The sequence below is a fragment of the Yoonia ponticola genome, from assembly GCF_014199395.1.
GTDB classification, from domain to species: Bacteria; Pseudomonadota; Alphaproteobacteria; order Rhodobacterales; family Rhodobacteraceae; genus Yoonia; species Yoonia ponticola.
Map to the genome: position 1 here is coordinate 215,112 of NZ_JACIJM010000004.1, position 22,415 is coordinate 237,526.

Here is a 22,415-nt window from a genome sequence, read left to right on the forward strand (position 1 = left end):
AACAGAGAAATTACGCGACGCAAATGTTTTCGACAAGCACCCATTGGGGTGGCTTGCTACAACATGGCCATACCGCCATTCACATGCAAGGTTGTACCTGTGATATAAGCGGCTTCCGGGCTGGCAAGATACAGCACAGCCGCGCCAATTTCAGCCGCCTCGCCCATACGTCCAGCCGGTACGTTGTTGAGAATGCTTGATTTTTGGTCGTCGGTCAGTTTTTCGGTCATCGGCGTGGTGATGAAACCGGGTGCGATGCAATTTACTGTAATGCCACGACTTGCGACTTCGTAAGCGATGGATTTCGACATGCCGACCATACCCGCCTTAGAGGCTGCATAATTCGCCTGACCCGGGTTCCCCGTGGCCCCTACAACGCTGGAAATATTGATAATTCTGCCCCAACGGGACTTCATCATGCCGCGAATTGCGCCTTTGCACAGACGCATCGTTGACGTTAAATTAACTTCTAGCACCGATGACCATTCCTCTTCGGACATGCGCATAAAGATATTGTCGCGTGTGATGCCAGCGTTATTCACCAGAATATCAACCGACCCCATCGCCTCAACCGCTTGTTTCGGCAGGGCATTTACGGCGTCAGCGTCGCTGAGGTTACATGGCAGAACATGGGCGCGTTCCAGCTCAGCAGCCAGCGCCTCGAGCGGTTCAACCCGCGTGCCGGACAGCGCAATCGTGGCGCCAGCGTCGTGCAAGGCATGGGCAATCGCCCCGCCAATACCACCGGACGCGCCTGTCAAAAGTACATTTTTACCAGTCAGATCAAACATGTATGACCCTTTCTTAATCTAATTTATGCAAGTGACGCGACAGCAGCCGCGACATCATCAGGTGTGCCGACATTCAGCGATGTGATGTCTTTGTTGATCCGGCGGATCATACCGGACAAGGCTTTGCCCGACCCGATTTCCCACGCAGTATCAACGCCTTGCGACCCCATCCACAACACGCTCTCGCGCCAGCGGACCGATCCTGTGACCTGCTCTACCAGCAATTTGCGGATTTGATCGGGGTCTGTGACCGCTTCGGCCACAACATTCGCGACCAAAGGCACTGCAGGCGCGTTAATCGTCGTATCGGCCAAAGCTGCGGCCATCTTTTCCGCCGCAGGTGCCATCAAGGCGCAGTGGAACGGGGCGCTGACGGGCAGTAGCATTGCGCGTTTGGCACCGTTTTCTTTCGCAATCAGAACGGCGCGTTCGACCGCTGCTTTGTGACCGGAAACAACCACTTGGCTTGGGTCGTTATCATTCGCAGCCTGACAAATCTCGCCCTGTGCAGCCTCTTCGGCCACCGCTTGTGCCGTTGCAAAATCGAGGCCCAGCAAGGCCGCCATAGCGCCGACACCAACAGGCACCGCGTCCTGCATCGCTGATCCGCGCAGGCGCAACAGTTTGGCCGTGTCGGAAATTGTCAACGCACCGGACGCCGCCAGCGCCGAATATTCGCCCAACGAATGCCCTGCCATGAAATCTGCAGAAGTGATCGTAACCCCTTCTGATTCCAGTGCTTTCATCGCGGCCAAGGATGTCGCCATCAGTGCTGGTTGTGCGTTTTTCGTCAGGGTTAAATCGGCGATATCACCGTTCCAGATCAAGTCTGACAGCTTTTCACCCAAAGCGTCGTCGACTTCGGCAAAAACTGCTGCCGCCGCTGGATATGCATCGGCCAAAGCCTTACCCATTCCAATGGCTTGCGCCCCTTGCCCCGGAAATACAAATGCCCGCATTGCGCGTCCCCATCTTGTTCATAACGTTTTTTCATCATTACCGCGCCTGTCGCTTGCGCACAAGGAAAGGCGCAAATCACAATGCGTGCACAAGGCGTGCACAACCCGTACACAGCAGCTGTGCGAAAATACCCATGCCAAAAACCGTCGGACCCGCGTAAAACATCGCAAAACCGACCAAGGATTAGCCCATGTCAAAGTCAACAAGTTACCATATCGTCACCAAGTCATTTCACTGGCTGACCGCCCTGCTGATCCTCGCGATCATCCCGCTGGGCATGATCGCCAACGATCTGCCCTTTGAAACCGACGCCGAACTCGCCCGCAAAGCGTGGGTGTTCTCGATCCACAAAACTTTGGGCGTGACGGTGTTTTTCGTGGCCCTGCTGCGCATTCTTTGGGCGGTCACACAGGCCAAGCCCGGCCCATTACATCCCAACCGCAAGGCAGAGACATTTCTGGCGGAAGTCATCCACTGGGTACTTTATATCTCATTAGTCGCCGTGCCGCTGACCGGATGGATCGAACACGCGGCGACCTCTGGTTTCGCGCCGATCTGGTGGCCATTTGGGCAATCGCTGTTCTTTGTGCCGCAATCTAACGCTGTCGCGGGCGTTTTTGCGGGCCTGCACTGGATGTTCGGCAAATTGATGATCGCGTCGATTCTATTGCATATCGCGGGCGCGCTGAAACATCAGTTCGTAGACCGTGACGCGACCCTGCGGCGGATGTGGTTCGGGCGTGCGAACGCGCCTGTCGTCGCGCCGCATGTCACGCATTTCGGTCCGCGCGTTGCGGCGCTTGCGGCCTTCGCCCTTGCGGGTTTTGCGGCCTTTGCGTTCGGATTTCTGGACCGCCACGAGACAACAGTCGCGGCAACCGCGCTTGATGCTGTGGCCTCTGAATGGGTCGTGCAGGACGGCGAAATCGCAATCACAGTCGCGCAATTTGGCAGCGACGTGTCGGGCAGCTTTGCGGATTGGACGTCCGAGATCAGCTTTGACCCTGCCCCTGCGGATATCATGGGCGACGTTACCACGGTGATTTCCATCGGGTCGCTCACACTTGGGTCTGTCACATCAGAGGCGATGGGCGCGGATTATTTCGACGCCGAAACCTTCCCCACCGCCACATTCACCGCCCAAATCAAGCCTGACGGTGACAGCTACATCGCGGACGGCAGCGTCACAATCAAAGGCGTGACCGTTCCCGTGCAAATGCCGTTCGACCTGATTCTCGACGGCGACACGGCGCAAATGACGGGCACAGTGACACTCGAGCGGTTGGCGTTCAATGTCGGGGAAAGCCAGACGAGCGCCGCGAACCTCGGATTTGACGTCATCGTAAACATCTCACTCACCGCACAACGCGGCGCGTAACAAAAAAGGGCCGCGCAGTGATGCGCGGCCCTTTCCATGTAGTGTCTAAAGATTATTCCGCAGCGATTGCTTCGATCGAGATTTCGACAGGCACTTCGTCAGGAACGAATGGTACAAACATGTCCATGTTGAACGCAGAGCGGCTCAATGTGGTTGTCGCGTCCAAGCCCAGTGCTTTGCGGCCTTGGTACGGCGGGAACGGGTATTCGTCGGTTTGTGCGTTCAGGACAGTTTCCAGCACAACGGATTGTGTCACGCCGTTCAGCGTCAAGTCACCTGTGATGTTGGCCGTGTCGTCGCCCGTTACTTCGATGCTGGTGGACACGAATGTCACGTCTGGAAAATCGCCGATCTTAAGGAAATCACCGGATTGCACGAAATGTGTCGTCCGCGCGTCCCAGCCTGTGATCATGGATTCCGCAGGGAATGTGATGGAAACGGATGAATTCGCAGGGTCTTCTGCGTCGAACATCACGTCGCCGCCAAAGCCGGAGTACATGCCGTATGTGGTTGAAAAACCAGCGTGGCTGTATGTGAACACCAACTGGCTGTGGCTTTCGTTCAGAACGTAGGCTTCTGGGGCTGCGGCGGCAGCTGTTGCGAAAGGTGAGGCAAGCAGTGCTGCAAGTACGATATTTTTCATGTGGTCGCTCCTAAGTTGGTCAAAGCCAGAGTGCTGAATTTGATAGATGAGGTTGTTGCAAAGCTAACACCGGTTCACAATTGCGCATTTATGAACAAGTCGTGTGAATCAAAAAATGGCGCGAATCCGCCGAAGCAAATCCGCGCCACAATGGCACTATGGGGAATGGGGTTGTGCGGTCGGGGCGTTACGCCGCGACTTTGAAGGCGTCGATTTCGGCTTTGCGTTTGGCTAAGTGAGACGCGCCTGTGATTACGTCGCGGTTGATCCGCTCACGCAAGGACGTGAGGACCAATTCGTCGCCGCATGCGACTTCGACGGTATCGGCGGAATTGCTATAGCGCAGCACGAGGCTCGCCACATTATCACCAGCGGACACTAGGGCCACGTCGCCAATCGCGTCAAAGCTGTAGCACGCGAGCAGTGACATTTTGCCGGTGTGGTTGCGGATCACTTCGCGGATTTCGCCGCGCGTGGTGTCGATTTGAATTTCAGAGACCGTGCCGCGGCTTGCGTACCAGAGCAGCAATGCGGATGCGGACACGAACATGATTGTGGCGAACAGGCGCATGATAATCGCCTCGGCGCTGAACATCATGCCGGGAATCAGCCACATGCCCAAAGCGGCCGCGAGCAATGCAGCCCCTGCCAGCAAGCTCAGCGATTGGGTGACGATCATGCCGTTGCCAGAATCCTGCGTCGTGCGCACAATATAGCCCCAGCGCGTTTCTTCGGTACGGAACCCGTCGCGTGGCAAGTCGCCGCTCAGTTGTGCGGCTAAATCAGTGGTGTTGGTCAAAGTGTCAGACATTGTAACTCAATCTCCCCTAGAGAACTGAGATCAATTGACTGGCAGATCAGGGCGATATCGGGGCAATTTCTGGGCATTTGGCAAGAAAATATTAATCTTTTGTTAACGCCGATAAAAAACGACGTTTGCTTAGCTGCGACATGGCCTTGCGACACCATCCAAAATGCCCCAAAAAACCGTGATTTTAAACGCTGGAATGCGGCACTTGAGCGCTTGCAATACACCCCGCCCACTGTATAAGGCACCGTCCGCTGCAAAGTATTATGAACTGCGCAGTCTCTCGTGAGTGGGGTGTAGCGGATGTATATCGTGCCTCACACTATGAAATGCGCTGAACATGAATGGAGATCGCATGCCGCTATATGAGCATGTTATGATTGCACGGCAGGATTTGTCTGCCACGCAAGCAGAAAGCCTGATCGAACACTTCGGTACGGTTCTGTCCGACAACGGCGGTAAGCTGGTCGAGAACGAATACTGGGGCGTCAAAACGATGGCCTACAAAATTAACAAGAACCGTAAAGGCCACTATGCCTTCTTGCGTACAGATGCACCTGCACCTGCTATTCAAGAAATGGAGCGCCTGATGCGTCTGCACGAAGACGTCATGCGCGTCTTGACCATCAAGGTCGACGTACATGCAGAAGGCCCATCGGCTCAAATGCAAAAACGTGACGAGCGGGACCGCGGTCCACGTGAACGTCGCTAATCGGATCAGGAAAGGACATTAATCATGGCTACTAAACCATTTTTCCGTCGTCGTAAGTCTGATCCGTTTGAGGGCGAAAACGCCCCTAAGATCGACTATAAAGACACTCGCCTTTTGCAGCGCTACATCTCTGAGCGCGGTAAAATTGTTCCAGCCCGTATTACAGCTGTTGGTGCCAAGAACCAGCGTGCGCTCGCTCGTGCGATCAAACGCGCGCGTTTCCTTGCCCTGCTGCCATACGCTGTTAAGTAAGGAGTACCCACAATGGATGTTATCCTACTTGAGCGCGTCGCAAAGCTTGGCCAAATGGGCGAAGTTGTTTCTGTTAAGCAAGGTTACGCACGTAACTTCCTGCTGCCACAGGGCAAAGCACTGCGCGTAAATGCTGCCAACATGGCACGTTTCGAAGCTGAAAAAGCACAACTCGAAGCACGCAACCTCGAAACCAAAAAAGAAGCAGAATCATTGGCTGAAAAGCTCGATGGTCAGTCTTTCATCATCATTCGCTCTGCGTCTGATGCGGGTTCGTTGTACGGTTCTGTCACACCACGTGACATCTCCGACGCGGCAGAAGCTGACGGTTTCACAATCGACAAACGTCAGGTTGTGTTGGCTGCTGGTATCAAGGATCTTGGTCTGCACACTGCAACCGTGAACCTTCACCCAGAAGTTGCTGCTGAAATCACATTGAACGTTGCACGTTCAACTGAAGAAGCTGAACTGCAAGCTGCAGGCAAGTCGATCCAAGAATTGGCTGCCGAAGAAGAAGCTGCTGCTGAGTTCGAAATCAACGAGCTGTTCGACGATATCGGCGGCGCGCAGATGGACGACGACGGCGAAGCACCTGCTTCCGAAGACTAAGTCTTATCGTTTTAGAATTGGAAAAGGCCGTAGCGGATGCTGCGGCCTTTTTTGTTGGGTGGATGAATGTGGCGTCGGGCGGATCAGGCCATGCGTTTCAAAACATCATCACGCTGGATCAACCTGTGCCAAACGATCGCCATCGCAATATGTCCCAGCACCAGCGCCACCAAAATCCAGCCCATTTCGCCGTGCCATTCGGCAGCGGCCTGTGTCCACGCGATTGCGGTTTCGCGTGGCGGAAAGACCTGCATCCCGAAATAGCTGAAACCGCGTTTACTGCCAAACGCCGCGAGTAACCGGACTGCCGGCACGATAATCATAAAAGCGTAGAGCCCCGCCTGCCCGAATTTCGCCGCCTTCCCCATTACGCCGCCCACATGCGCAGGACGGTTTTTCATGTTCAAAAGCCCCCAAATCCCGCGAAGCAGAACCAGCATGAACAGCGTGGCGCCAAGATTTGTGTGATAACTCCAGAGCGTTTCGCGCAGCGCGTTTTCACGAGGCAGCGCCCAATGTGCGGCGGCTGACAGGAATTGCATCGCGAATAAAGCGGCCATACCCCAATGAAATATACGGCTAACGAGGCCGAATCGATTTGGAGTATCTGAAAGTTTGGTCATAGCTGTCCGCCTCGTTAAGATGTTTCGTCGTAATACGGATGTCGCCGCATATCCCGTCGCCACGAATCTAGCTTTTTCACGGGTGCTGCGCAAATGCGGCAAATCGGCCGCGATGAAATGTCTTTACGCGCGTGCATGACTTTGGGCAGTATCATCTGACAGGTGCTGCATGGGAAAAGACAAAGCATGACAGAAACAACTTCTCTGAAATGTACCTGCGGGCAGACCTGTATTGATGTGATCGGATCGCCGATTGCCAGCGTCGAATGTTGCTGCACGTCGTGTCGGGTCAGTGGTTTGAAACTTCAGAAACTGCAGGCTGCGCCACAGGTCTTAACGGATTATGAAACGACGCCATTTGTGATGTATCGCAAGGATCGGGTGCGGTTTGTGTCGGGCGTCGAGACCCTACGCGAAATCCGTATGTCGCCCGATGCAAAGACGCGGCGCGTTGTCGCAACGTGTTGTAACACACCGATTTTCTTGGAGTTTTTGCAGGGTCATTGGCTGAGTATCTACGCCGGACTTTGGCCTGATGACGCGCGGCCACCGCTGGACATGCGGACGATGGCGGGTGATCTACCCGATTCCGTGACACTGCCGGACGATGTGCCGAACCCGAAAAAACACAGCTTGGGGTTTTATGCGAAACTCATGGGCGCATGGATCGCGATGGGATTTCGCGTGCCAGCGGTGCCAGAAACCCCGCCGTTAGATTAGGCCGCGACACGAATCGCGGCCCATCGCAGACCATTAACGCGCGAAAGTTTCCAAACGCAGGTTGGCGTTACAATATTCGCCGTCATATGTGCCCATCCAGATGTCGATGCGGCCGTCAACCGGACGTGTCAGCGTGATTTTCGGGTCAAGATTGCCGTTATCATCGTCGTCATAATACCAGTTGGCCGAGGATGTGTTGATCAGCAACGCCGAATCGCATTCGCTGACCGCACTCACGACCAAACGCATGCCGGCCATGCCGCTCAATTCAAACGAGAAATCAGGCTGCGAGGTAAAGTACCCTGCCCCTTGATCCGTGCCTGGACGTACATTCGAGCAATTCCAGACGTAATTTTCGCCACCAGCCACAACGTTAAAGGTCTTTGCCGCTCGTAATTGAGCGCCGGATGCCGCAAAAGATTCCGCGGCCTGCATGTTGAAATTCGGACAAGCCATTGCACTCGTACCCAAACCCAGAGCCGCAACTGCGGATAGTAAAACTGTCTTCATAATATGTTCCTTAACCAAACTTCGTGAGCCAAGGCTAACCGACAAAAATCGACCTGAGAACCATTAATCCACGGGGAATTAGTCAGGTTATCCATACTTTTCCGATGGTTAATGAAAAAAGGCGCCCCAGATGGGACGCCTTTTCAAAATCGTGTTGCGTTTGAATTTACTCTTCTTCGAGCTTTTCAACTGCCGCTTGCAGATCGTCTTTGCTGACTTCTTTTTCAGTCACGGATGCCGCATCAAAGATGTGATCCACAACTTTGTCTTCGAACATTGGCGCTTGAAGCTGCTGACGGAACTGTGCGTTCTGCTGCACGAATTCAAAGAACTGCTTTTCCTGACCCGGGTACTGACGTGCCTGGTTCATGATCGCTTGTGTCATTTCAGAATCGGACACCTGAACGTTGGCTTTTTGGCCGATGTCAGCCAACAACAGACCCAATTTCACGCGACGTGCTGCAAGCTTCTTGTGCTCGTCAGTTGTCTCGATTTCAGGGTGATCGTGGCCTTCAACCTCTGGGTTTTCTTCGTGCCACAGCTGGTGCGCGATTTGACCTGCTTCAGCTTCAACAAGTGATTCTGGCAGTTCAAAGTCAACCACACCGTCAAGCGCATCAAGCAATGCACGCTTTGTCACCGCGCGTGCAGCGCCTGCGTATTCTGCTTCAAGACGCTCAGTGATCTGAGTTTTCAACGCAGCAAGATCTTCAGCGCCGAATTGCTTGGCCATCTCGTCGTTGATTTCAGCCGCTTTAGGCTCTTTTACCGCTTTGATTTTGCATTCAAACACAGCCGCTTTACCAGCGAGGTGCGCTGCTTGGTAATCATCTGGGAAAGACACTTCGACGTCTTTCTCGTCGCCAGCTTTCACGCCAACCAGACCTTCTTCGAAGCCCGGGATGAACGAGTTAGAGCCGAGAACCAGTGGGTAATCTTCAGCAGCGCCACCTTCAAAGGCTTCGCCGTCTACTTTACCAAGGAAATCGAACGTCACTTGATCGCCGTCTTTGGCTTTAGAGCCTTTTTTGCGGTCTTCAAAGTTTTGTGCGTTGGTCGCAAGGTTATCCAATGCTTCTTGCACAGATTCGTCGTCCGCTTTGACAACCATACGCTCAAGCTTGATCGCTGAGAAATCTGTTTCAGGCACGTCTGGAAGTTTCTCGTAGGACACGTTCACCAGAACGTCGTCGCCCTCTTTCCAGTCTTTGTCGGCCATAACCATTTCTGGCTGTGCTGCTGGACGATCACCGGATTTTTCCATGTGCTCGGACATTGCGCCGTCGATGGATTCTTGCATGGCTTCGCCCATAACGCGCTGCCCAAACTGCTTGCGCAGCATTGGCATCGGGACTTTACCCTTACGAAAACCCTTCATTTCCACTTCTGGCTGGGCTTCTTTCAGCTTTTCAACAACTTTTGCATCAAGTTCAGCTGCTGTTACCGTAATCGCGTAGCCGCGTTTCAGGCCTTCGTTGAGGGTCTCAGTGACCTGCATGGAATTTCCTTCTACTTCTATCCTTTGGTGCGGGTGAAGGGACTCGAACCCCCACGCCTCGCGGCGCCAGAACCTAAATCTGGTGCGTCTACCAATTCCGCCACACCCGCATTGATCAAAAGGGGCAGGTTTTAGGGCCTGCCCCTCTAGGTTGGCCGCTATCTAGCAAAGGTTTGACTGGGATGCGAGCAGAAAAATCATCCAAAAATAAACCATGCATAAACGTATTGCTGCCACATTTGGCCAACACACCTGCAAGCAACAAAATGAACGTATCAGGGGACTACGAAATGCACACCGAGATGACAGCCACAGCGGCACCAACAAAGACTAAAGTAGCCGTTCAAACTGGCATCTGCGCTGGCACGTCTATCATGACGCTGGACGGCGAAATGCCGATCGAGCATCTGTCTGTTGGCGATCGTGTCATCACCCGCGACAGCGGCATGAGCGTTATCAAAGAAATTTCCGTTTCAAAACAACTGGTTCAGCCGATCAGCATCAAAGCAGGGTCGCTTGGCCACACACGCCCTGACCGCGATATGGTTGTGACTGCCGGTGCGAAACTGCACATCCGCGACTGGCGCGCTGAAGCCTTGTTCGGCAAAGCCGCGGCAAGCGTGCCTGCCGCACGTTTGGTTGACGGCGAATTCCTGACCGTTGCCGAGACTTGTGAAATGGCCGTTTACCACATCATCTTCGACCGCGAACACATCGTTTACGCTGACGGAATTGAGATGATTGCAGGCGCATAACCCTCCCGCGCAGGCCATCCCAACCGATCAAAATGACAAAAGGCGCGTGTCCCCCACGCGTCTTTTTTCATGTCTGACCGCCAGTTTCATTTTCAAACCGAATCTCTTGGCGTATCGACACGACAGTCATCGCGCAGATGCGGCTGATTTGACGTGACGATAGCAACGCCGGAACAGACGCCGGACTGGCGCGGCCCTAGACGCACCGGACGCTACCAATTTAAGCAGGCAAACGGGCATCGATCAGCACTTCAGCAGATAGACTTTGCAAACAGCCCACATTTACGCCCATTTGCACAAAAATTAGGCACCCTCCAGAAATTACCCCTTTAGAGCAGCCCAAACACAGCGGTTGAATTGTCCCTCTCGCACAGAAATGATCTGAGCAATGGGGAATATATGAAGGGGAGTCGCGGCCAATGAAAAAGATCGAAGCCATCATCAAGCCATTCAAACTCGACGAAGTGAAAGAGGCCCTACAGGACGTTGGTGTCCAAGGCCTGAGCGTCGTCGAAGTCAAAGGCTTTGGCCGCCAGAAGGGCCACACTGAATTATACCGCGGCGCTGAATACGTCGTCGATTTTCTGCCAAAGGTGAAAATCGAGATCGTTCTCGCTGATGACCAAGTTGATGACGCTATTGAGGCGATCATCGGCGCGGCCAAGACTGACAAAATCGGCGACGGTAAAATCTTTGTCTCGCCTGTTGAACAAGCCATTCGTATTCGGACCGGTGAACAAGGCGACGACGCCCTGTAAGCCGCACCACACAATCAACCTCTAAAAGTTACGAAACTAAAGGACCTAAAGATGGACAACAAAGCTGTTCTCAAACTGATCGCAGACGAAGGCGTCGAATACGTCGACGTGCGTTTCACTGACCCGCGCGGCAAGTTGCAGCACGTCACGATGATTGCTGATCTGGTTGACGAAGATTTTCTCGAAGAAGGACTGATGTTTGATGGCTCGTCCATCGCTGGTTGGAAATCCATTGACCAGTCCGACATGAAGCTGATGCCACAAGCAAGCAGCGCCTACCTTGACCCGTTCTATGCAGAGAAAACACTTTGCATCCACTGTAACGTGGTTGAGCCGGACACTGGCGAAGCATATTCACGCGACCCACGCGGATCTGCTACCAAAGCCGAAGCATACCTGATCGCGTCCGGTATCGGCGACACAGCATACTTTGGCCCAGAAGCAGAATTCTTCGTCTTTGACGACGTGCGCTTCTCTGTTGGCATCAACAAAGTATCCTACCAAGTTGACGCGATTGACGCATCTTGGAACACAGACACCGAATACGAGATGGGCAACACTGGCCACCGTCCGGGCATCAAAGGCGGCTACTTCCCCGTCAACCCAATCGACGACGCACAAGACATGCGCGGCGAGATGCTTTCCACCATGAAACGCATGGGTATGAAGGTCGACAAGCACCACCACGAAGTGGCGTCTTGCCAGCACGAGCTTGGCCTTATCTTTGGCACACTGACCCACCAAGCCGACGAAATCCAAAAGTATAAGTACGTTGTGCACAACGTCGCCCAAGCTTACGGCAAATCCGCGACATTCATGCCAAAGCCAATCGCTGGCGATAACGGCACTGGTATGCACGTGAACATGTCGATCTGGAAAGACGGCAAGCCACTGTTCGCAGGCGACAAATACGCTGATCTGTCACAAGAAGCATTGTACTTCATCGGCGGTATCCTGAAGCACGCGAAATCCTTGAACGCGATCACAAACCCGACGACAAACTCTTACAAGCGTTTGATCCCAGGTTTCGAAGCACCAGTTCTGCGCGCTTACTCTGCGTCTAACCGGTCGGGTGCGGTGCGTATTCCTTGGGCCGAATCCCCCAAAGCAAAACGCGTCGAAGCACGTTTCCCTGATCCAGCAGCCAACCCATACCTGTGCTTCGCCGCACTGATGATGGCTGGCCTCGACGGCATCAAAAACAAAATCGACCCGGGTGCAGCATCTGACAAAGATCTCTACGATCTACCACCAGAAGAACTGGCGGAAATCCCAACAGTTTGCGGCAGCCTGCGCGAAGCACTTGAAGCGTTGGAAGCGGATCACGACTACCTGCTCGCAGGCGACGTGTTCACCAAAGACCAACTCGACGGCTACATCGGCCTGAAGTGGGACGAAGTGTTCGAATACGAGCACACACCACACCCAGTTGAGTACAAACTGTACTACTCCTGCTAATCGGCAGTGGTTTGAAATGAAGAAAGGCGTCCCAGCGGGGCGCCTTTTTTGTACATCTTGCGAGCGAACAATCGTTGAGACTACTAGGGGTCCTTGAACCAAACAGCGGTCCAAATCGCATCAAAGTTCTGCTCTAACCATTTAGCCCAATTTTCTGGATTTGGTTCGATAGTCCGATGCTCTGGTTCAATGTCAGCAGCTTTTCGAAGCACTCTACTAGCTAAACGCGCTCCCCTTTCACACACATCATCTCCCAAATGCTCACCGGTATCCCACCAACGCCAACCTCCAGCATGTGCGCCAAACTGATTTCGAAGAAAATATATTTCTTCAGAAAGATCTTGAGTAGGAACACCGAAGCCAAGCACTCGACAAAGATCTCTGCGACTGCGTTTTGGATTGCCGCTTGCCCAACTCCAGTCCATATTTTGCAGGGACTGGATCGTGCAGTCCAACGCAACAAGCGCTTCAATTTCAAAGCCAGCTTTTAAAAGGCTTTGTGCCCTTAGGAAGTGTGAGATTCCTTGGTGGACGGACGGATCAAGTGTATTTCGTTGTAACCATCTTGACTGAAATTTTTTTGAACCAAATTGCGGTGCGCCACATTCCTCGATTAATTTTGATGCCTCCGAAACTAAGACTTCAGCTTTTGAGCCATCAGTGTCATCGAAGCGTATCGACGAACTCCGAAATCCAAACGGATGTAAAATATCACCATCTTTTTCCCACGCTGCCATGAGTACTTTGCAGATCATAGCACGATGAATATACTGCCTGCAGAAATGTCCTAACCATGTGAAAAAGTCTTCTGACATTTCATTCTTGAAAACCTTTCTCCAGCCATAACCCCACCCCGGTACTATTGTAGTGACGACCAATCCGCTATTAGTTGGATCCGCACGCCAGTTTTTCGTACCCATGGAGAATTTGGTTTCAACACTATCTCTCAGGCAAGTTGACAAGCACTCTCCCCAGTGTTCCCGCGCCGAAAGTTCTTCAAAAAAGAGATCAATATCTTTTGCGAATAGCGCTCGATCCGCTTTGGTCGGTTCTCCTTTGTCATACCAATTCAGTATGGTGGTCTTTGCTTTGCTGCGGCTCATACGTCTGCTCAACCTTTTAGCTTACACTAGATTCTACGATACAAATTTCTCATTCAAAATTCACTTGACATCCGCGCATCGTCAAGCCACCCGCACCCGCAGCCCTGCACCCTCCAATTCCCCCAGTATCTCGTCCACATGGAACTGGTCCCGCGCCTCGATCACCACCTCTAGCTCCGCCTGTTTCAGCGAGACCGATTGCATCATGCGCTGGTGGATCACTTCGATCACGTTGGCCCCTGCGTCCCCGATGATTTGCGAAATCTGCGCCAATTGCCCCGGCGTGTCCGCAATTTCAAACACCAGACGCGTGATTCGTCCGTCGCGCATCAACCCGCGCAGGATCAGCGTGGACAGCACCCGACTGTCGATATTACCGCCGCAGATCAGCAAGCCGACTTTTTTGCCTGCAAACTTGGCGAGGTTGTTTTTGATCACCGCAAGGCCCGCGCCCGCAGCCCCTTCGGCCACCAGTTTTTCGACAGAGACCAGATCAAACACCGCCTGTTCAATCTCGACTTCAGCGGCGGAATCCACGCGGTCCACAAGGTCGTGGATCACCGCTAAATTCGCAGGTGCAGGCGATTTCACCGCGATCCCTTCGGCCAAGGTCGCCCCGCCGAAATGCGTGCCAGATTGATCAAAGTCCGCCTTCACCGCGTCAAACAAATGGGCCTGTGCGCCAATCACTTCGATCTGTGGCTTTAGCCCCTTCGCCGCAATGGCCATGCCAGCGATCAAACCACCGCCGCCAATCGGCACCACGATACAATCCAGATCAGGTTCCTGCGCGAGCATTTCCAGCGCCACAGTACCCTGCCCCGCAACCACATCCGGATCATCAAACGGATGCACAAAGGTCATGCCGCGTTCCGCCGCCAGATCAAGCGTGAACTGCACGGAATCGTCGAAACCAACACCGTGGATCACCACCTCGGCCCCCAGATCCTTGGTCCGTTTGACCTTATTAAACGGCGTCCCCTCGGGCATCACAATCACGGATGGAATGCCAAGACGGGTCGCGTGATAGGCTAGCCCTTGGGCGTGGTTGCCCGCGCTACAGGCAATCACACCCGCCGCGCGGGCGTCATCCGGCAGGGTCAGCAGCTTGCCCAAAGCACCCCGCGCCTTGAACGCATTGGTGTGCTGGAGGTTCTCTAATTTGAGGTACAGATCAATCCCAAGGTGCTGCGACAACCGCGTCGCCCGCACCAATGGCGTTTCAATCGTGGCCGATTTGATCGCGGCATGGGTGGCTTGGATGTGGGCGAGCGTGACAGTCACGGCGATCTCCTTGGGGGACGTGGGGGCATTTTCCGCGACCCTAGCCAAAACCGCAACAAACGTCACCATCGCGTGACATGACGACGCAAAGATTGCGCAACGCCGCGCCACACGGCACCAAAGCCCCAACATCAGATCAAAGAGGCCGTCCATGCAGACCGAAAAATTCACATTTCCAGGCCATTCCGGCGAAATGCTTGCCGCGCGGTTGGACTTGCCCGCGGGCAAACCACGGGCCGTTGCGTTGTTCGCGCATTGCTTCACCTGCTCGAAAGACATCATAGCGGCGCGGCGCGTGGCGGCTGGTTTGGCCGATCACGGTATCGCCGTTTTGCGGTTCGACTTTACAGGTCTGGGCAATTCCGAGGGCGCATTCGAGACCACGACATTCAGCTCGAACGTCGCCGATCTACATGCTGCCGTGTCAGAACTCGCGCGGCGCGGCATGACGCCGTCGCTGTTGATCGGCCACTCGCTCGGCGGGGCGGCGGTGCTACGCGCGGCCCCCGATATCGCGTCAATCAAAGGTGTCGTGACCATCGGCGCGCCTGCTGATCCGGGCCACGTAACGCACAACTTTGGCGCGGCGCTGGCTACGATCAAAGAGCACGGCGTCGCGGCAGTTGACCTCGGCGGGCGGTCCCTGAACATCGGCAAAGGCTTTGTCGACGATGTGGCCACCAGCGATTTGAAACCGGCACTCGCGAAACTCAAGGCGGCCCTGCTGGTCCTGCACGCCCCCCGCGACACGGTTGTGGGTATCGAGAACGCGAGCGAAATCTTCCTCGCAGCCAAACACCCCAAAAGCTTTGTCACATTAGACGACGCCGACCACCTGCTCTCAAGTGCCGCCGACGCGGACTACGCCGTCGAGGTCATCACCGCATGGTCGCGCCGCTACCTGCCGCAACAGGCCAAGCCAGCAACACCCAAAGCCCCCGAAGGCATCCTGCGCGTGACCGAAAACGACGCCAGCGGATTTGCACAAACGATCACAACGGGCGGGCATACATTGACCGCAGATGAACCCGTAAAGCTCGGCGGCACCGACACAGGCCCCTCGCCTTACGGATTGCTGTCGGCGGGCCTCGGGGCGTGCACCTCCATGACAATCCGCATGTACGCGCGACGCAAAGGCTGGCCTCTGGACAGCGTCAGCGTCGATGTCGACCACGGCAAATGCCACGCGACTGACAGCGCACAAGGCGACAAAATCGACTGTTTCACACGGACCATCCACCTGCAGGGCGACCTCGACGACGACCAACGAACACGACTGCTCGAAATCGCAGACAAATGTCCCGTCCACAAAACCCTAGAACGGACAAACGAGATCGTCACAACACTGGCGTAACACCAAGCTTCTTTGACTTCTTCGGGGCTTTGCCCGTTCTGCGCCTCAAATGATCCCCCGGATCATTTGCGAGACAGCTTGAACTCCCCGCCGGAGGCTGCAGGACATTCCAAAACCCACATGTCCACCGATAGCCAAACCCAAAACAAAAAAGGCGCAGCCAAAGCTGCGCCTTTCAATCACCTGTCATTTGACCCCGATTTTTCTAGAAAAATCGAACGAATTTTCGCGAAAATTCGCGGTCTCAAACCATGGGTGCGCTTAGCTGCGTGCGTTGCCGATCAGCTTCCACAGTGCTGGAACGATCAATGCTGCCAGTGCCAATTTCAGCGCGTCACCGATCAAGAACGGCGTGATGCCCCATGCCAGTGTTTGCTCCCAACCGGATGCGAACTGGTGCAGCCACAACAGGCCCGGGATGTAGACCAATGCGGAACCAACCAGCATCGCCAGCCCCATGGTCACAACATTGCGGTCCCAGCCTTTGCGTGCTGCAACACCCAGCGCCAAAGCCGCCAGCATATATCCAACAAGGTAGCCGCCTGTGCCGCCCATCATGTAGACCAGACCTGCGTTTTCAGCGGATGATCCCGCAAACACGTCCATGCCCATCAGGCCAAGTGCCAGGTAGCCCGCAACTGTCAACGCGCCAAGACGTGCGCCGTAGCCCGCGCCAATTGTCAGCACAGCAAATGTAGTCAGTGTCACAGGCACAGGATTGCCCGGAATGAAGAACTGCATTTTAGCAGTCAGCGCCAGAACGGCGACGCCAAGCACCACCATGATCGCTTGTTTCGCGCGGCGCATAGCGCCTTCGTTATTCGCAAATGTGTCGATCAGAACTTTATCGTTGAGTGCGAGTGCCATTGGCATTCCCCCGTTTTTGTTATCCGTTGTCAAACTTATCGCCGAGCCATGCTGCACATGCAAGACGTTTGCGCGATCAGTCGGGCGTGTAATCGGACACCGACGTGTAATCCTTGCGCGGCCCACGCACCGTCCATGTGGCGCGCCAACGCGGCCAATCGCGAAAATCATAGGTCACGTCATACAGATCCGCACCGCACAGATGCGTCGTGCCGGGGGCTTGGCCTGCGGGCACAAAGCTATGAAAATCAGCACCATCGCCAAATTTCACCGTCACCAACCCTGCCCCGATATACCATAGATAGGACCGCGTCGCCTCCATCACGGGACCGGATTTCAACGTCAGCCGCCCCGTCTCGTCGTACCGCAGATCAGCACCCAGCCCTGATAGCGTCGCCATGCCAGCCAATGTCCCGTCCATGCCGCTGTGCCGGTCCGTAATCACCCGCGCAAGCCGCCAATCGCCTGCAAAATCCGTCGCTGTCAGCATGTTCTGTCGTCTCCTACTTGAGCCTGAGGCCCCACCGCCTTATGACGCCCGTGAACGCTGTTGCCCATTCACAAAAGGCCTGATCCTCATGATCCCACGTTATTCCCGCCCTGAAATGACTGCCATCTGGTCCCCAGAGACAAAATTCCGCATCTGGTACGAGATCGAGGCACACGTCTGTGATGCCCAAGCCGCCATCGGTGTGATCCCGCAGGAAAACGCGGACGCGGTGTGGAAAGCCAAGGACGTTGAATTCGACGTGGCCAAGATTGACGCGATTGAAGCGGTCACAAAACACGACGTCATCGCATTTCTGACGCATCTCGCGGATATCATCGGCAACGACGAAGCCCGCTTTGTTCACCAAGGCATGACGTCTTCCGACGTGCTGGACACCACATTTAATGTGCAGCTTGTCCGCGCATCCGACATCCTGATCAAGGACATGGAACGCGTTCTGGCCGCTCTGAAATCCCGTGCGCTGGAACACAAAGACACGATCCGCATTGGTCGTTCCCACGGCATCCACGCCGAACCGACCACCATGGGGCTGACATTTGCACGGTTCTATGCCGAAATGGACCGTGGCCTGACACGCCTTAAAACTGCCCGCGACGAAATCTCGACAGGTGCTGTGTCCGGTGCTGTTGGGACGTTTGCAAACATCGACCCATCCGTCGAAGCACACGTCTGCGAGAAAATGGGCCTGACACCAGAGCCGATTTCAACCCAAGTCATCCCGCGCGACCGTCACGCGATGTTCTTTGCCACGCTCGGCGTGATCGCATCCTCGATGGAAAACATCGCCACCGAAGTCCGCCACATGCAGCGTACCGAAGTCCTTGAAGCCGAAGAGTTTTTCTCTAAGGGTCAAAAAGGCTCGTCCGCGATGCCACACAAACGCAACCCCGTGCTGACCGAAAACCTGACAGGCCTCGCGCGTCTGGTGCGTATGTCCGTCACACCTGCGATGGAAAACGTCACGCTTTGGCACGAACGCGATATCTCGCATTCCTCTGTTGAGCGGACAATCGGGCCGGACACCACAATCACGCTGAACTTTGCGTTGAACCGTCTGGCAGGCATGATCGAGAAATTGGTGATCTACCCCGACAACATGCTGGCGAACATGAACAAGTTCCGCGGCCTTGTGATGTCCCAGCGCGTGCTTCTGGCCCTGACCCAAGCTGGTGTCAGCCGCGAGGACAGCTACAAGCTGGTACAGCGCAATGCGATGAAGGTTTGGGAAGAAGGCAAAGACTTCCAAACCGAATTGCTCGGTGATGCGGACGTTCTGGCGGCCCTGTCGGCGGAAGAAGTCAAAGAAAAGTTCGATCTTGGCTACCACACCAAACACGTCGACACGATCTTCAAGCGGGTATTTGGTTAATTTAGCCACCCGTTTTTCAGCGTTCGCGTCTGAGTGTTCCCTTCGGGGATTCACCTTAGACGTGAACTTTGAGGCCCATATCGCCGGTCATCGGCGTCAAAACCGGACATCGAATCGCCACATTCCTGTGCAGACGGCCTTTTACAGCCCTCTTGATTCGGTCCCAATCCTTGCATAATCAGCGTCGACGGGGGGCAGCAGATTGCCCCCCGTCTGATGTCTTAAAGGTAAAATTATACCTTAGATGGCGCGTGCAATGGCTGTGGTTGCGGACGGTGTGTCGCAGTCGGTACAAACGCAGTCTGACGCGCAGCTGACATGCCCAGAACGGCGTAACGACGACCGTCACCATCGTTCAGGAATGTCTCTCCCATACGCTCGGCATCGTAGCCCAACTGACGCAAAGCGCGCATCATCGCCAAGGTCGAAAGACACATCAATTTGGTCGCGCCCTTCTCGTTTGCGAGGTCGATCAGACCGTCCACAACCATGCGCAAACACATGCTACGCTCAGCATGAGTGCGCACACCGTCGCACATCACAAGGCGGGTACATTCCCACATATCAGCGTCGACAATGTCGTCGCTCATGATGGTTGACGGGATGTCGATCAGCTTGCCCTGCACCGCGTCACGCAGCATGTAAGTGTGCGTTCCCCACTGCGAAGTTGTCGGCATAACACGTGCGCCGCCGATGACTTTTCCGTCCTGCAGAACGAGCGAATAGCTCGCCGTAGGGTTGTCATACTGGTCCATCTCGTGGGCGTCGTCGTGCGGGATATCCCACCCCAAATTGTCGACGAAGAACTTCTTGCGCAGAGCAAGAAATTCAAAAAACGCTGGACCGTGCTGGTGCATGTTCGCGAGATTAAAAGTGATGTTTTCCATGATAGCCTCTCCATTATTGAGAGCCCACGCATAGCATTTTAGCGCTGTTTTTAAATAAATTTATGGTTAATGCCCCTAACGCCAAAGTTGCATTAACTATTTAAGATCATTTGGAAAATTGTTTTTTTAGTTAAACATCTATTCAAATAAGGCCAAATTGGGACGCCATTGCGGCAGCTTGAGGGCCTGTTTTTGCACCCATTTTTAGCTTGGCGTTCTTCAACCTCTGCTTGATTGCACCTTCGCTGACGCCCAATTCATGAGCGACCTGCTTAATCCGTTTGCCGTCCTTAATCATCAGCAACACTTCGAGCTCTGCACGGGTCAGATTCGACGGTGGTGCGGTCTCTTCGTGGCGACGTTGGATGAAGGCCAAGAGCAGACGAATCTCTAGATCGTTGAACTCGCGGTCATTGCGCGCGAACGATCCAAACGACCGCAATCCGGCGGTGGTTTTATCCGTCACAGCGACAGCCGCACCGTAGCGCAGACCAAATGTTTGGGCTTGGGCCAGAACGCGGCGCGGATCATCTAGCTCGATCTCGCTCCAGCGCGACATCACAGCAGTGCCGCCATAGACCCAGCGGATCACCGGATCGAAAAGCATGAAGCGTTGAGAGGTGTAATGTTCAACCCAAGGGACGGGGAACGCGTTTTCCTCTTCCAACGGAAAAGCAAAGCCAATACGCAGTGCGATGTGAAATCCAGCAGGTGCAAGTTGGCCTAGATCTTCGGGGGTTAACAACCGTTCCATCGATTATCCTATTGAGCCCCACTCAAAAAAAGCACTAACACATCCACACTAACCAAGGTACACTGAAATTCATGGGCGTATTAGCATCGTATAAAGGTTAATGCGGCTCAGGCAACTATAAAGCGAGTTCGATTAAATGGCTGGACAGGCTGAAATCCAAAACAAATTGGCCGCTCTCATGGCCTTAGCCCCGATGGGATTTGCGATGGCGCTGCATGTTCGGTTCACGACGCCTACGTTTTTGTTCCAGACATATGACCGCAAATGGCTCGATGTTTACACAAAACGTGGCTACGTGATGTCCGACCCTGCTGTGCACTGGGGCTTTGAAAATCGCGGTGTGCGAACGTGGACAGAGCTTGCGTATATGGACACCGCTGGCGTGTTTAAGGCCGCAGCAGAGCACAATCTGAATTACGGTCTGATTTGCGCCTTGGGTAACGACACGAGCCCTAGTTTTTGTGCCTGTGCCTGCGATAAGCGCGAATTCACCCAAGAAGAAACCGACGAGATCATGGGCCATCTGAATGATATCCATGCGCTGACCGACAATCTGCAATCGCTTTCGCCTGAAACGGCAGCGGCTCTCAAAGAGATGTCAGTTCTTTACACACATCCGTCGGATAGTTGATAATCTTTACGCTTTGTTCAGGACGAAGTGACACAACAGGGCCATGCAACATCTTGGCCAAATCAAATCCCCATCCCACGCGCAGTCTGGCGGCTTAACACGCCGCAGAAAAGCTGCGCTTATCGTGCAAATGCTGTTCCGTGACGGCAGCGGTATCCCGCTAACGCGGATGCCGGAAAAACTGCAGGCGGCACTCGCGCACGAACTCGGTGCAATCCGGTTGGTTGATAAGCCGACGGTTGCAGCCGTCGCTGCCGAATTTCTCAAAGAGCTGGATTCGATTGGATTGATCGCCCCCGGCAGCACCTTGCAAGCCCTCGACGAGTTGGGCGATAAAATCAGCCCTGCCCTTGCTGAACGGCTGCGCGCTGAAATCATCGCCTCGCAAAATGGTGACCCTTGGCCCATGATCACAGCCCTGACCGAAGATGAATTGGTCAGCTTGATGGAAGCCGAAAGCACCCATATCGGCGCGATTGTCCTGTCCAAGCTGCCCGTGACCAAGGCCGCAACCGTGTTGGGTAAACTGCCCGGTGATCGCGCGCGCAGGATCAGCTTTGGTATGTCGCAAACCTCGCAAGTCTCACCTGATGCGGTTCTGAACATCGGCAAGGCGTTGATGCGCGACCACTGCCATAAATCGACCATCGCCTTTAATCGCGGCCCTGACGCCCGCCTTGGCGCGATCCTGAACACCAGCCCCGCAATGACTCGCGAAGATGTGTTAACCGCGCTGAACGGCGACGACCCGACATTCGCAGACAACGTGCGCAAGAACATCTTTACCTTCGCCGACATCTCTACACGGGTCAAAGGCACCGATATCCCCGCCTGTATCCGAGGCGTGGACGCGGATCAGTTGAACATGGCTGTTGGTGCAGCACTCGCGGGCTCTGACGCCGAGGCTGCTGGCGCGGAATACATCCTGTCGAACATGTCGCAACGCATGGCGAGCGCAATCCGCGAAGCGATCGAAGAGTTAGGCCCGATCAAACGCAAAGCAGGCGAAGCCGCGATGAACGCTGTGACAAGCGCGGTGCGGGCCTTGGCCGACGAAGGTGGGATTACGTACCTGTCAACGGATGACGACGATGAAGACGGGGACTAGCGAAAGCGGGGAATAACCGCGCCACCTGCATCGGCGATGGACACTCTGCGTTGTCCTCAGGTATCCTAGCCG

25 protein-coding genes and 1 tRNA gene are annotated in these 22,415 nt (G+C 54.6%); 12 read left to right on the forward strand and 14 right to left on the reverse strand.

Annotated elements, in window-relative coordinates; translation table 11 throughout:
* Nucleotides 1-56 precede the first annotated feature (56 nt).
* Together fabG and fabD are read right to left on the reverse strand one after the other, a co-directional pair.
* A complete protein-coding gene (gene fabG / locus FHS72_RS08400) occupies nt 57-791 on the reverse strand; it encodes a 3-oxoacyl-[acyl-carrier-protein] reductase (RefSeq protein WP_183528005.1) in 735 nt (244 codons plus the stop codon).
* A 23-nt stretch (nt 792-814) separates the two neighbouring features.
* Nucleotides 815-1,750, reverse strand: coding sequence for an ACP S-malonyltransferase (gene fabD, locus FHS72_RS08405; protein ID WP_183528007.1), 936 nt, complete (start codon nt 1,748-1,750; stop codon nt 815-817).
* A 191-nt stretch (nt 1,751-1,941) separates the two neighbouring features.
* On the opposite strand from fabD, the gene FHS72_RS08410 reads away from it, so the two are divergent.
* The gene (locus FHS72_RS08410) at nt 1,942-3,129 is read left to right on the forward strand and encodes a cytochrome b/b6 domain-containing protein (protein ID WP_183528009.1); all 1,188 of its coding nucleotides are present in this window, start codon (nt 1,942-1,944) and stop codon (nt 3,127-3,129) included.
* 52 nt (nt 3,130-3,181) lie between these two features.
* Here FHS72_RS08410 and FHS72_RS08415 read toward each other — a convergent pair whose 3' ends face one another.
* Together FHS72_RS08415 and FHS72_RS08420 are read right to left on the reverse strand one after the other, a co-directional pair.
* Nucleotides 3,182-3,772, reverse strand: a complete 591-nt coding sequence (locus FHS72_RS08415; protein ID WP_183528011.1) for a YceI family protein — start codon at nt 3,770-3,772, stop codon at nt 3,182-3,184.
* A 187-nt stretch (nt 3,773-3,959) separates the two neighbouring features.
* Complete coding sequence (locus FHS72_RS08420) at nt 3,960-4,583, reverse strand: hypothetical protein (RefSeq protein WP_183528013.1); 624 nt, start codon at nt 4,581-4,583, stop codon at nt 3,960-3,962.
* Between the two features lie 352 nt (nt 4,584-4,935).
* On the opposite strand from FHS72_RS08420, the gene rpsF reads away from it, so the two are divergent.
* The 3 genes from rpsF to rplI are packed head-to-tail and all read left to right on the forward strand — an operon-like array spanning nt 4,936 to nt 6,153.
* Entirely contained in the window at nt 4,936-5,292 is a 357-nt protein-coding gene (rpsF, locus tag FHS72_RS08425; RefSeq protein WP_183528015.1) for a 30S ribosomal protein S6, read from the forward strand.
* A 24-nt stretch (nt 5,293-5,316) separates the two neighbouring features.
* Nucleotides 5,317-5,544: a 30S ribosomal protein S18 gene (gene rpsR / locus FHS72_RS08430; RefSeq protein ID WP_055293050.1), complete on the forward strand. Its 228-nt coding sequence runs from the start codon at nt 5,317-5,319 to the stop codon at nt 5,542-5,544.
* Between the two features lie 12 nt (nt 5,545-5,556).
* The gene (gene rplI / locus FHS72_RS08435) at nt 5,557-6,153 is read left to right on the forward strand and encodes a 50S ribosomal protein L9 (protein ID WP_183528017.1); all 597 of its coding nucleotides are present in this window, start codon (nt 5,557-5,559) and stop codon (nt 6,151-6,153) included.
* 83 nt (nt 6,154-6,236) lie between these two features.
* On the opposite strand, the gene FHS72_RS08440 is transcribed toward rplI, so the two are convergent.
* Nucleotides 6,237-6,776 (reverse strand): cytochrome b, encoded by a 540-nt coding sequence (locus FHS72_RS08440; protein WP_183528019.1) that lies wholly within the window; start codon nt 6,774-6,776, stop codon nt 6,237-6,239.
* Between the two features lie 186 nt (nt 6,777-6,962).
* Here FHS72_RS08440 and FHS72_RS08445 point away from each other — a divergent pair, with 186 nt between their 5' ends.
* Entirely contained in the window at nt 6,963-7,496 is a 534-nt protein-coding gene (locus FHS72_RS08445; RefSeq protein ID WP_183528021.1) for a GFA family protein, read from the forward strand.
* A 33-nt stretch (nt 7,497-7,529) separates the two neighbouring features.
* Here the strand turns inward: FHS72_RS08445 and FHS72_RS08450 are convergent, their stop codons facing one another.
* The 3 genes from FHS72_RS08450 to FHS72_RS08460 form a co-directional block, all read right to left on the reverse strand.
* Complete coding sequence (locus FHS72_RS08450) at nt 7,530-8,006, reverse strand: hypothetical protein (RefSeq protein ID WP_183528023.1); 477 nt, start codon at nt 8,004-8,006, stop codon at nt 7,530-7,532.
* 166 nt (nt 8,007-8,172) lie between these two features.
* Entirely contained in the window at nt 8,173-9,504 is a 1,332-nt protein-coding gene (tig, locus tag FHS72_RS08455) for a trigger factor (RefSeq protein WP_183528025.1), read from the reverse strand.
* A 25-nt stretch (nt 9,505-9,529) separates the two neighbouring features.
* Nucleotides 9,530-9,614: transfer RNA gene (locus tag FHS72_RS08460), tRNA-Leu, on the reverse strand.
* A gap of 156 nt (nt 9,615-9,770) precedes the next feature.
* Here FHS72_RS08460 and FHS72_RS08465 point away from each other — a divergent pair.
* From FHS72_RS08465 to glnA, 3 genes are all read left to right on the forward strand, one after another.
* Nucleotides 9,771-10,259 carry a Hint domain-containing protein gene (locus FHS72_RS08465; protein WP_246414590.1) on the forward strand — a complete coding sequence of 163 codons (489 nt, stop codon included), beginning with the start codon at nt 9,771-9,773 and terminating at the stop codon, nt 10,257-10,259.
* A gap of 419 nt (nt 10,260-10,678) precedes the next feature.
* Nucleotides 10,679-11,017 (forward strand): P-II family nitrogen regulator, encoded by a 339-nt coding sequence (locus tag FHS72_RS08470; RefSeq protein WP_183528027.1) that lies wholly within the window; start codon nt 10,679-10,681, stop codon nt 11,015-11,017.
* A gap of 51 nt (nt 11,018-11,068) precedes the next feature.
* Complete coding sequence (gene glnA / locus FHS72_RS08475) at nt 11,069-12,475, forward strand: type I glutamate--ammonia ligase (protein WP_183528029.1); 1,407 nt, start codon at nt 11,069-11,071, stop codon at nt 12,473-12,475.
* 83 nt (nt 12,476-12,558) lie between these two features.
* Here the strand turns inward: glnA and FHS72_RS08480 are convergent, their stop codons facing one another.
* Nucleotides 12,559-13,578 (reverse strand): hypothetical protein, encoded by a 1,020-nt coding sequence (locus FHS72_RS08480; protein ID WP_183528031.1) that lies wholly within the window; start codon nt 13,576-13,578, stop codon nt 12,559-12,561.
* 81 nt (nt 13,579-13,659) lie between these two features.
* Nucleotides 13,660-15,015 carry a threonine ammonia-lyase gene (locus FHS72_RS08485; protein WP_246414592.1) on the reverse strand — a complete coding sequence of 452 codons (1,356 nt, stop codon included), beginning with the start codon at nt 15,013-15,015 and terminating at the stop codon, nt 13,660-13,662.
* Here FHS72_RS08485 and FHS72_RS08490 point away from each other — a divergent pair.
* Complete coding sequence (locus FHS72_RS08490; protein ID WP_183528033.1) at nt 15,014-16,216, forward strand: bifunctional alpha/beta hydrolase/OsmC family protein; 1,203 nt, start codon at nt 15,014-15,016, stop codon at nt 16,214-16,216. The two genes, FHS72_RS08485 and FHS72_RS08490, sit on opposite strands and share 2 nt — an antisense overlap.
* Before the next feature lie 261 nt (nt 16,217-16,477).
* Here FHS72_RS08490 and FHS72_RS08495 read toward each other — a convergent pair whose 3' ends face one another.
* Nucleotides 16,478-17,083 carry a biotin transporter BioY gene (locus tag FHS72_RS08495; RefSeq protein WP_183528035.1) on the reverse strand — a complete coding sequence of 202 codons (606 nt, stop codon included), beginning with the start codon at nt 17,081-17,083 and terminating at the stop codon, nt 16,478-16,480.
* A gap of 76 nt (nt 17,084-17,159) precedes the next feature.
* Nucleotides 17,160-17,573, reverse strand: a complete 414-nt coding sequence (locus tag FHS72_RS08500) for a DUF6314 family protein (protein WP_183528037.1) — start codon at nt 17,571-17,573, stop codon at nt 17,160-17,162.
* An 88-nt stretch (nt 17,574-17,661) separates the two neighbouring features.
* On the opposite strand from FHS72_RS08500, the gene purB reads away from it, so the two are divergent.
* Nucleotides 17,662-18,963, forward strand: a complete 1,302-nt coding sequence (gene purB / locus FHS72_RS08505; protein WP_183528039.1) for an adenylosuccinate lyase — start codon at nt 17,662-17,664, stop codon at nt 18,961-18,963.
* Nucleotides 18,964-19,196: 233 nt separating this feature from the next.
* Here the strand turns inward: purB and FHS72_RS08510 are convergent, their stop codons facing one another.
* Entirely contained in the window at nt 19,197-19,850 is a 654-nt protein-coding gene (locus tag FHS72_RS08510; protein ID WP_183528041.1) for an acyl-homoserine-lactone synthase, read from the reverse strand.
* A 142-nt stretch (nt 19,851-19,992) separates the two neighbouring features.
* Nucleotides 19,993-20,604, reverse strand: coding sequence for a helix-turn-helix transcriptional regulator (locus FHS72_RS08515; RefSeq protein ID WP_183528043.1), 612 nt, complete (start codon nt 20,602-20,604; stop codon nt 19,993-19,995).
* A 136-nt stretch (nt 20,605-20,740) separates the two neighbouring features.
* On the opposite strand from FHS72_RS08515, the gene FHS72_RS08520 reads away from it, so the two are divergent.
* Together FHS72_RS08520 and FHS72_RS08525 are read left to right on the forward strand one after the other, a co-directional pair.
* On the forward strand, nt 20,741-21,235 hold the full coding sequence (locus FHS72_RS08520; RefSeq protein WP_246414594.1) for an autoinducer binding domain-containing protein: 495 nt from the start codon (nt 20,741-20,743) through the stop codon (nt 21,233-21,235).
* A gap of 43 nt (nt 21,236-21,278) precedes the next feature.
* Nucleotides 21,279-22,343, forward strand: coding sequence for a FliG C-terminal domain-containing protein (locus FHS72_RS08525; RefSeq protein WP_183528046.1), 1,065 nt, complete (start codon nt 21,279-21,281; stop codon nt 22,341-22,343).
* Nucleotides 22,344-22,415 lie beyond the last annotated feature (72 nt).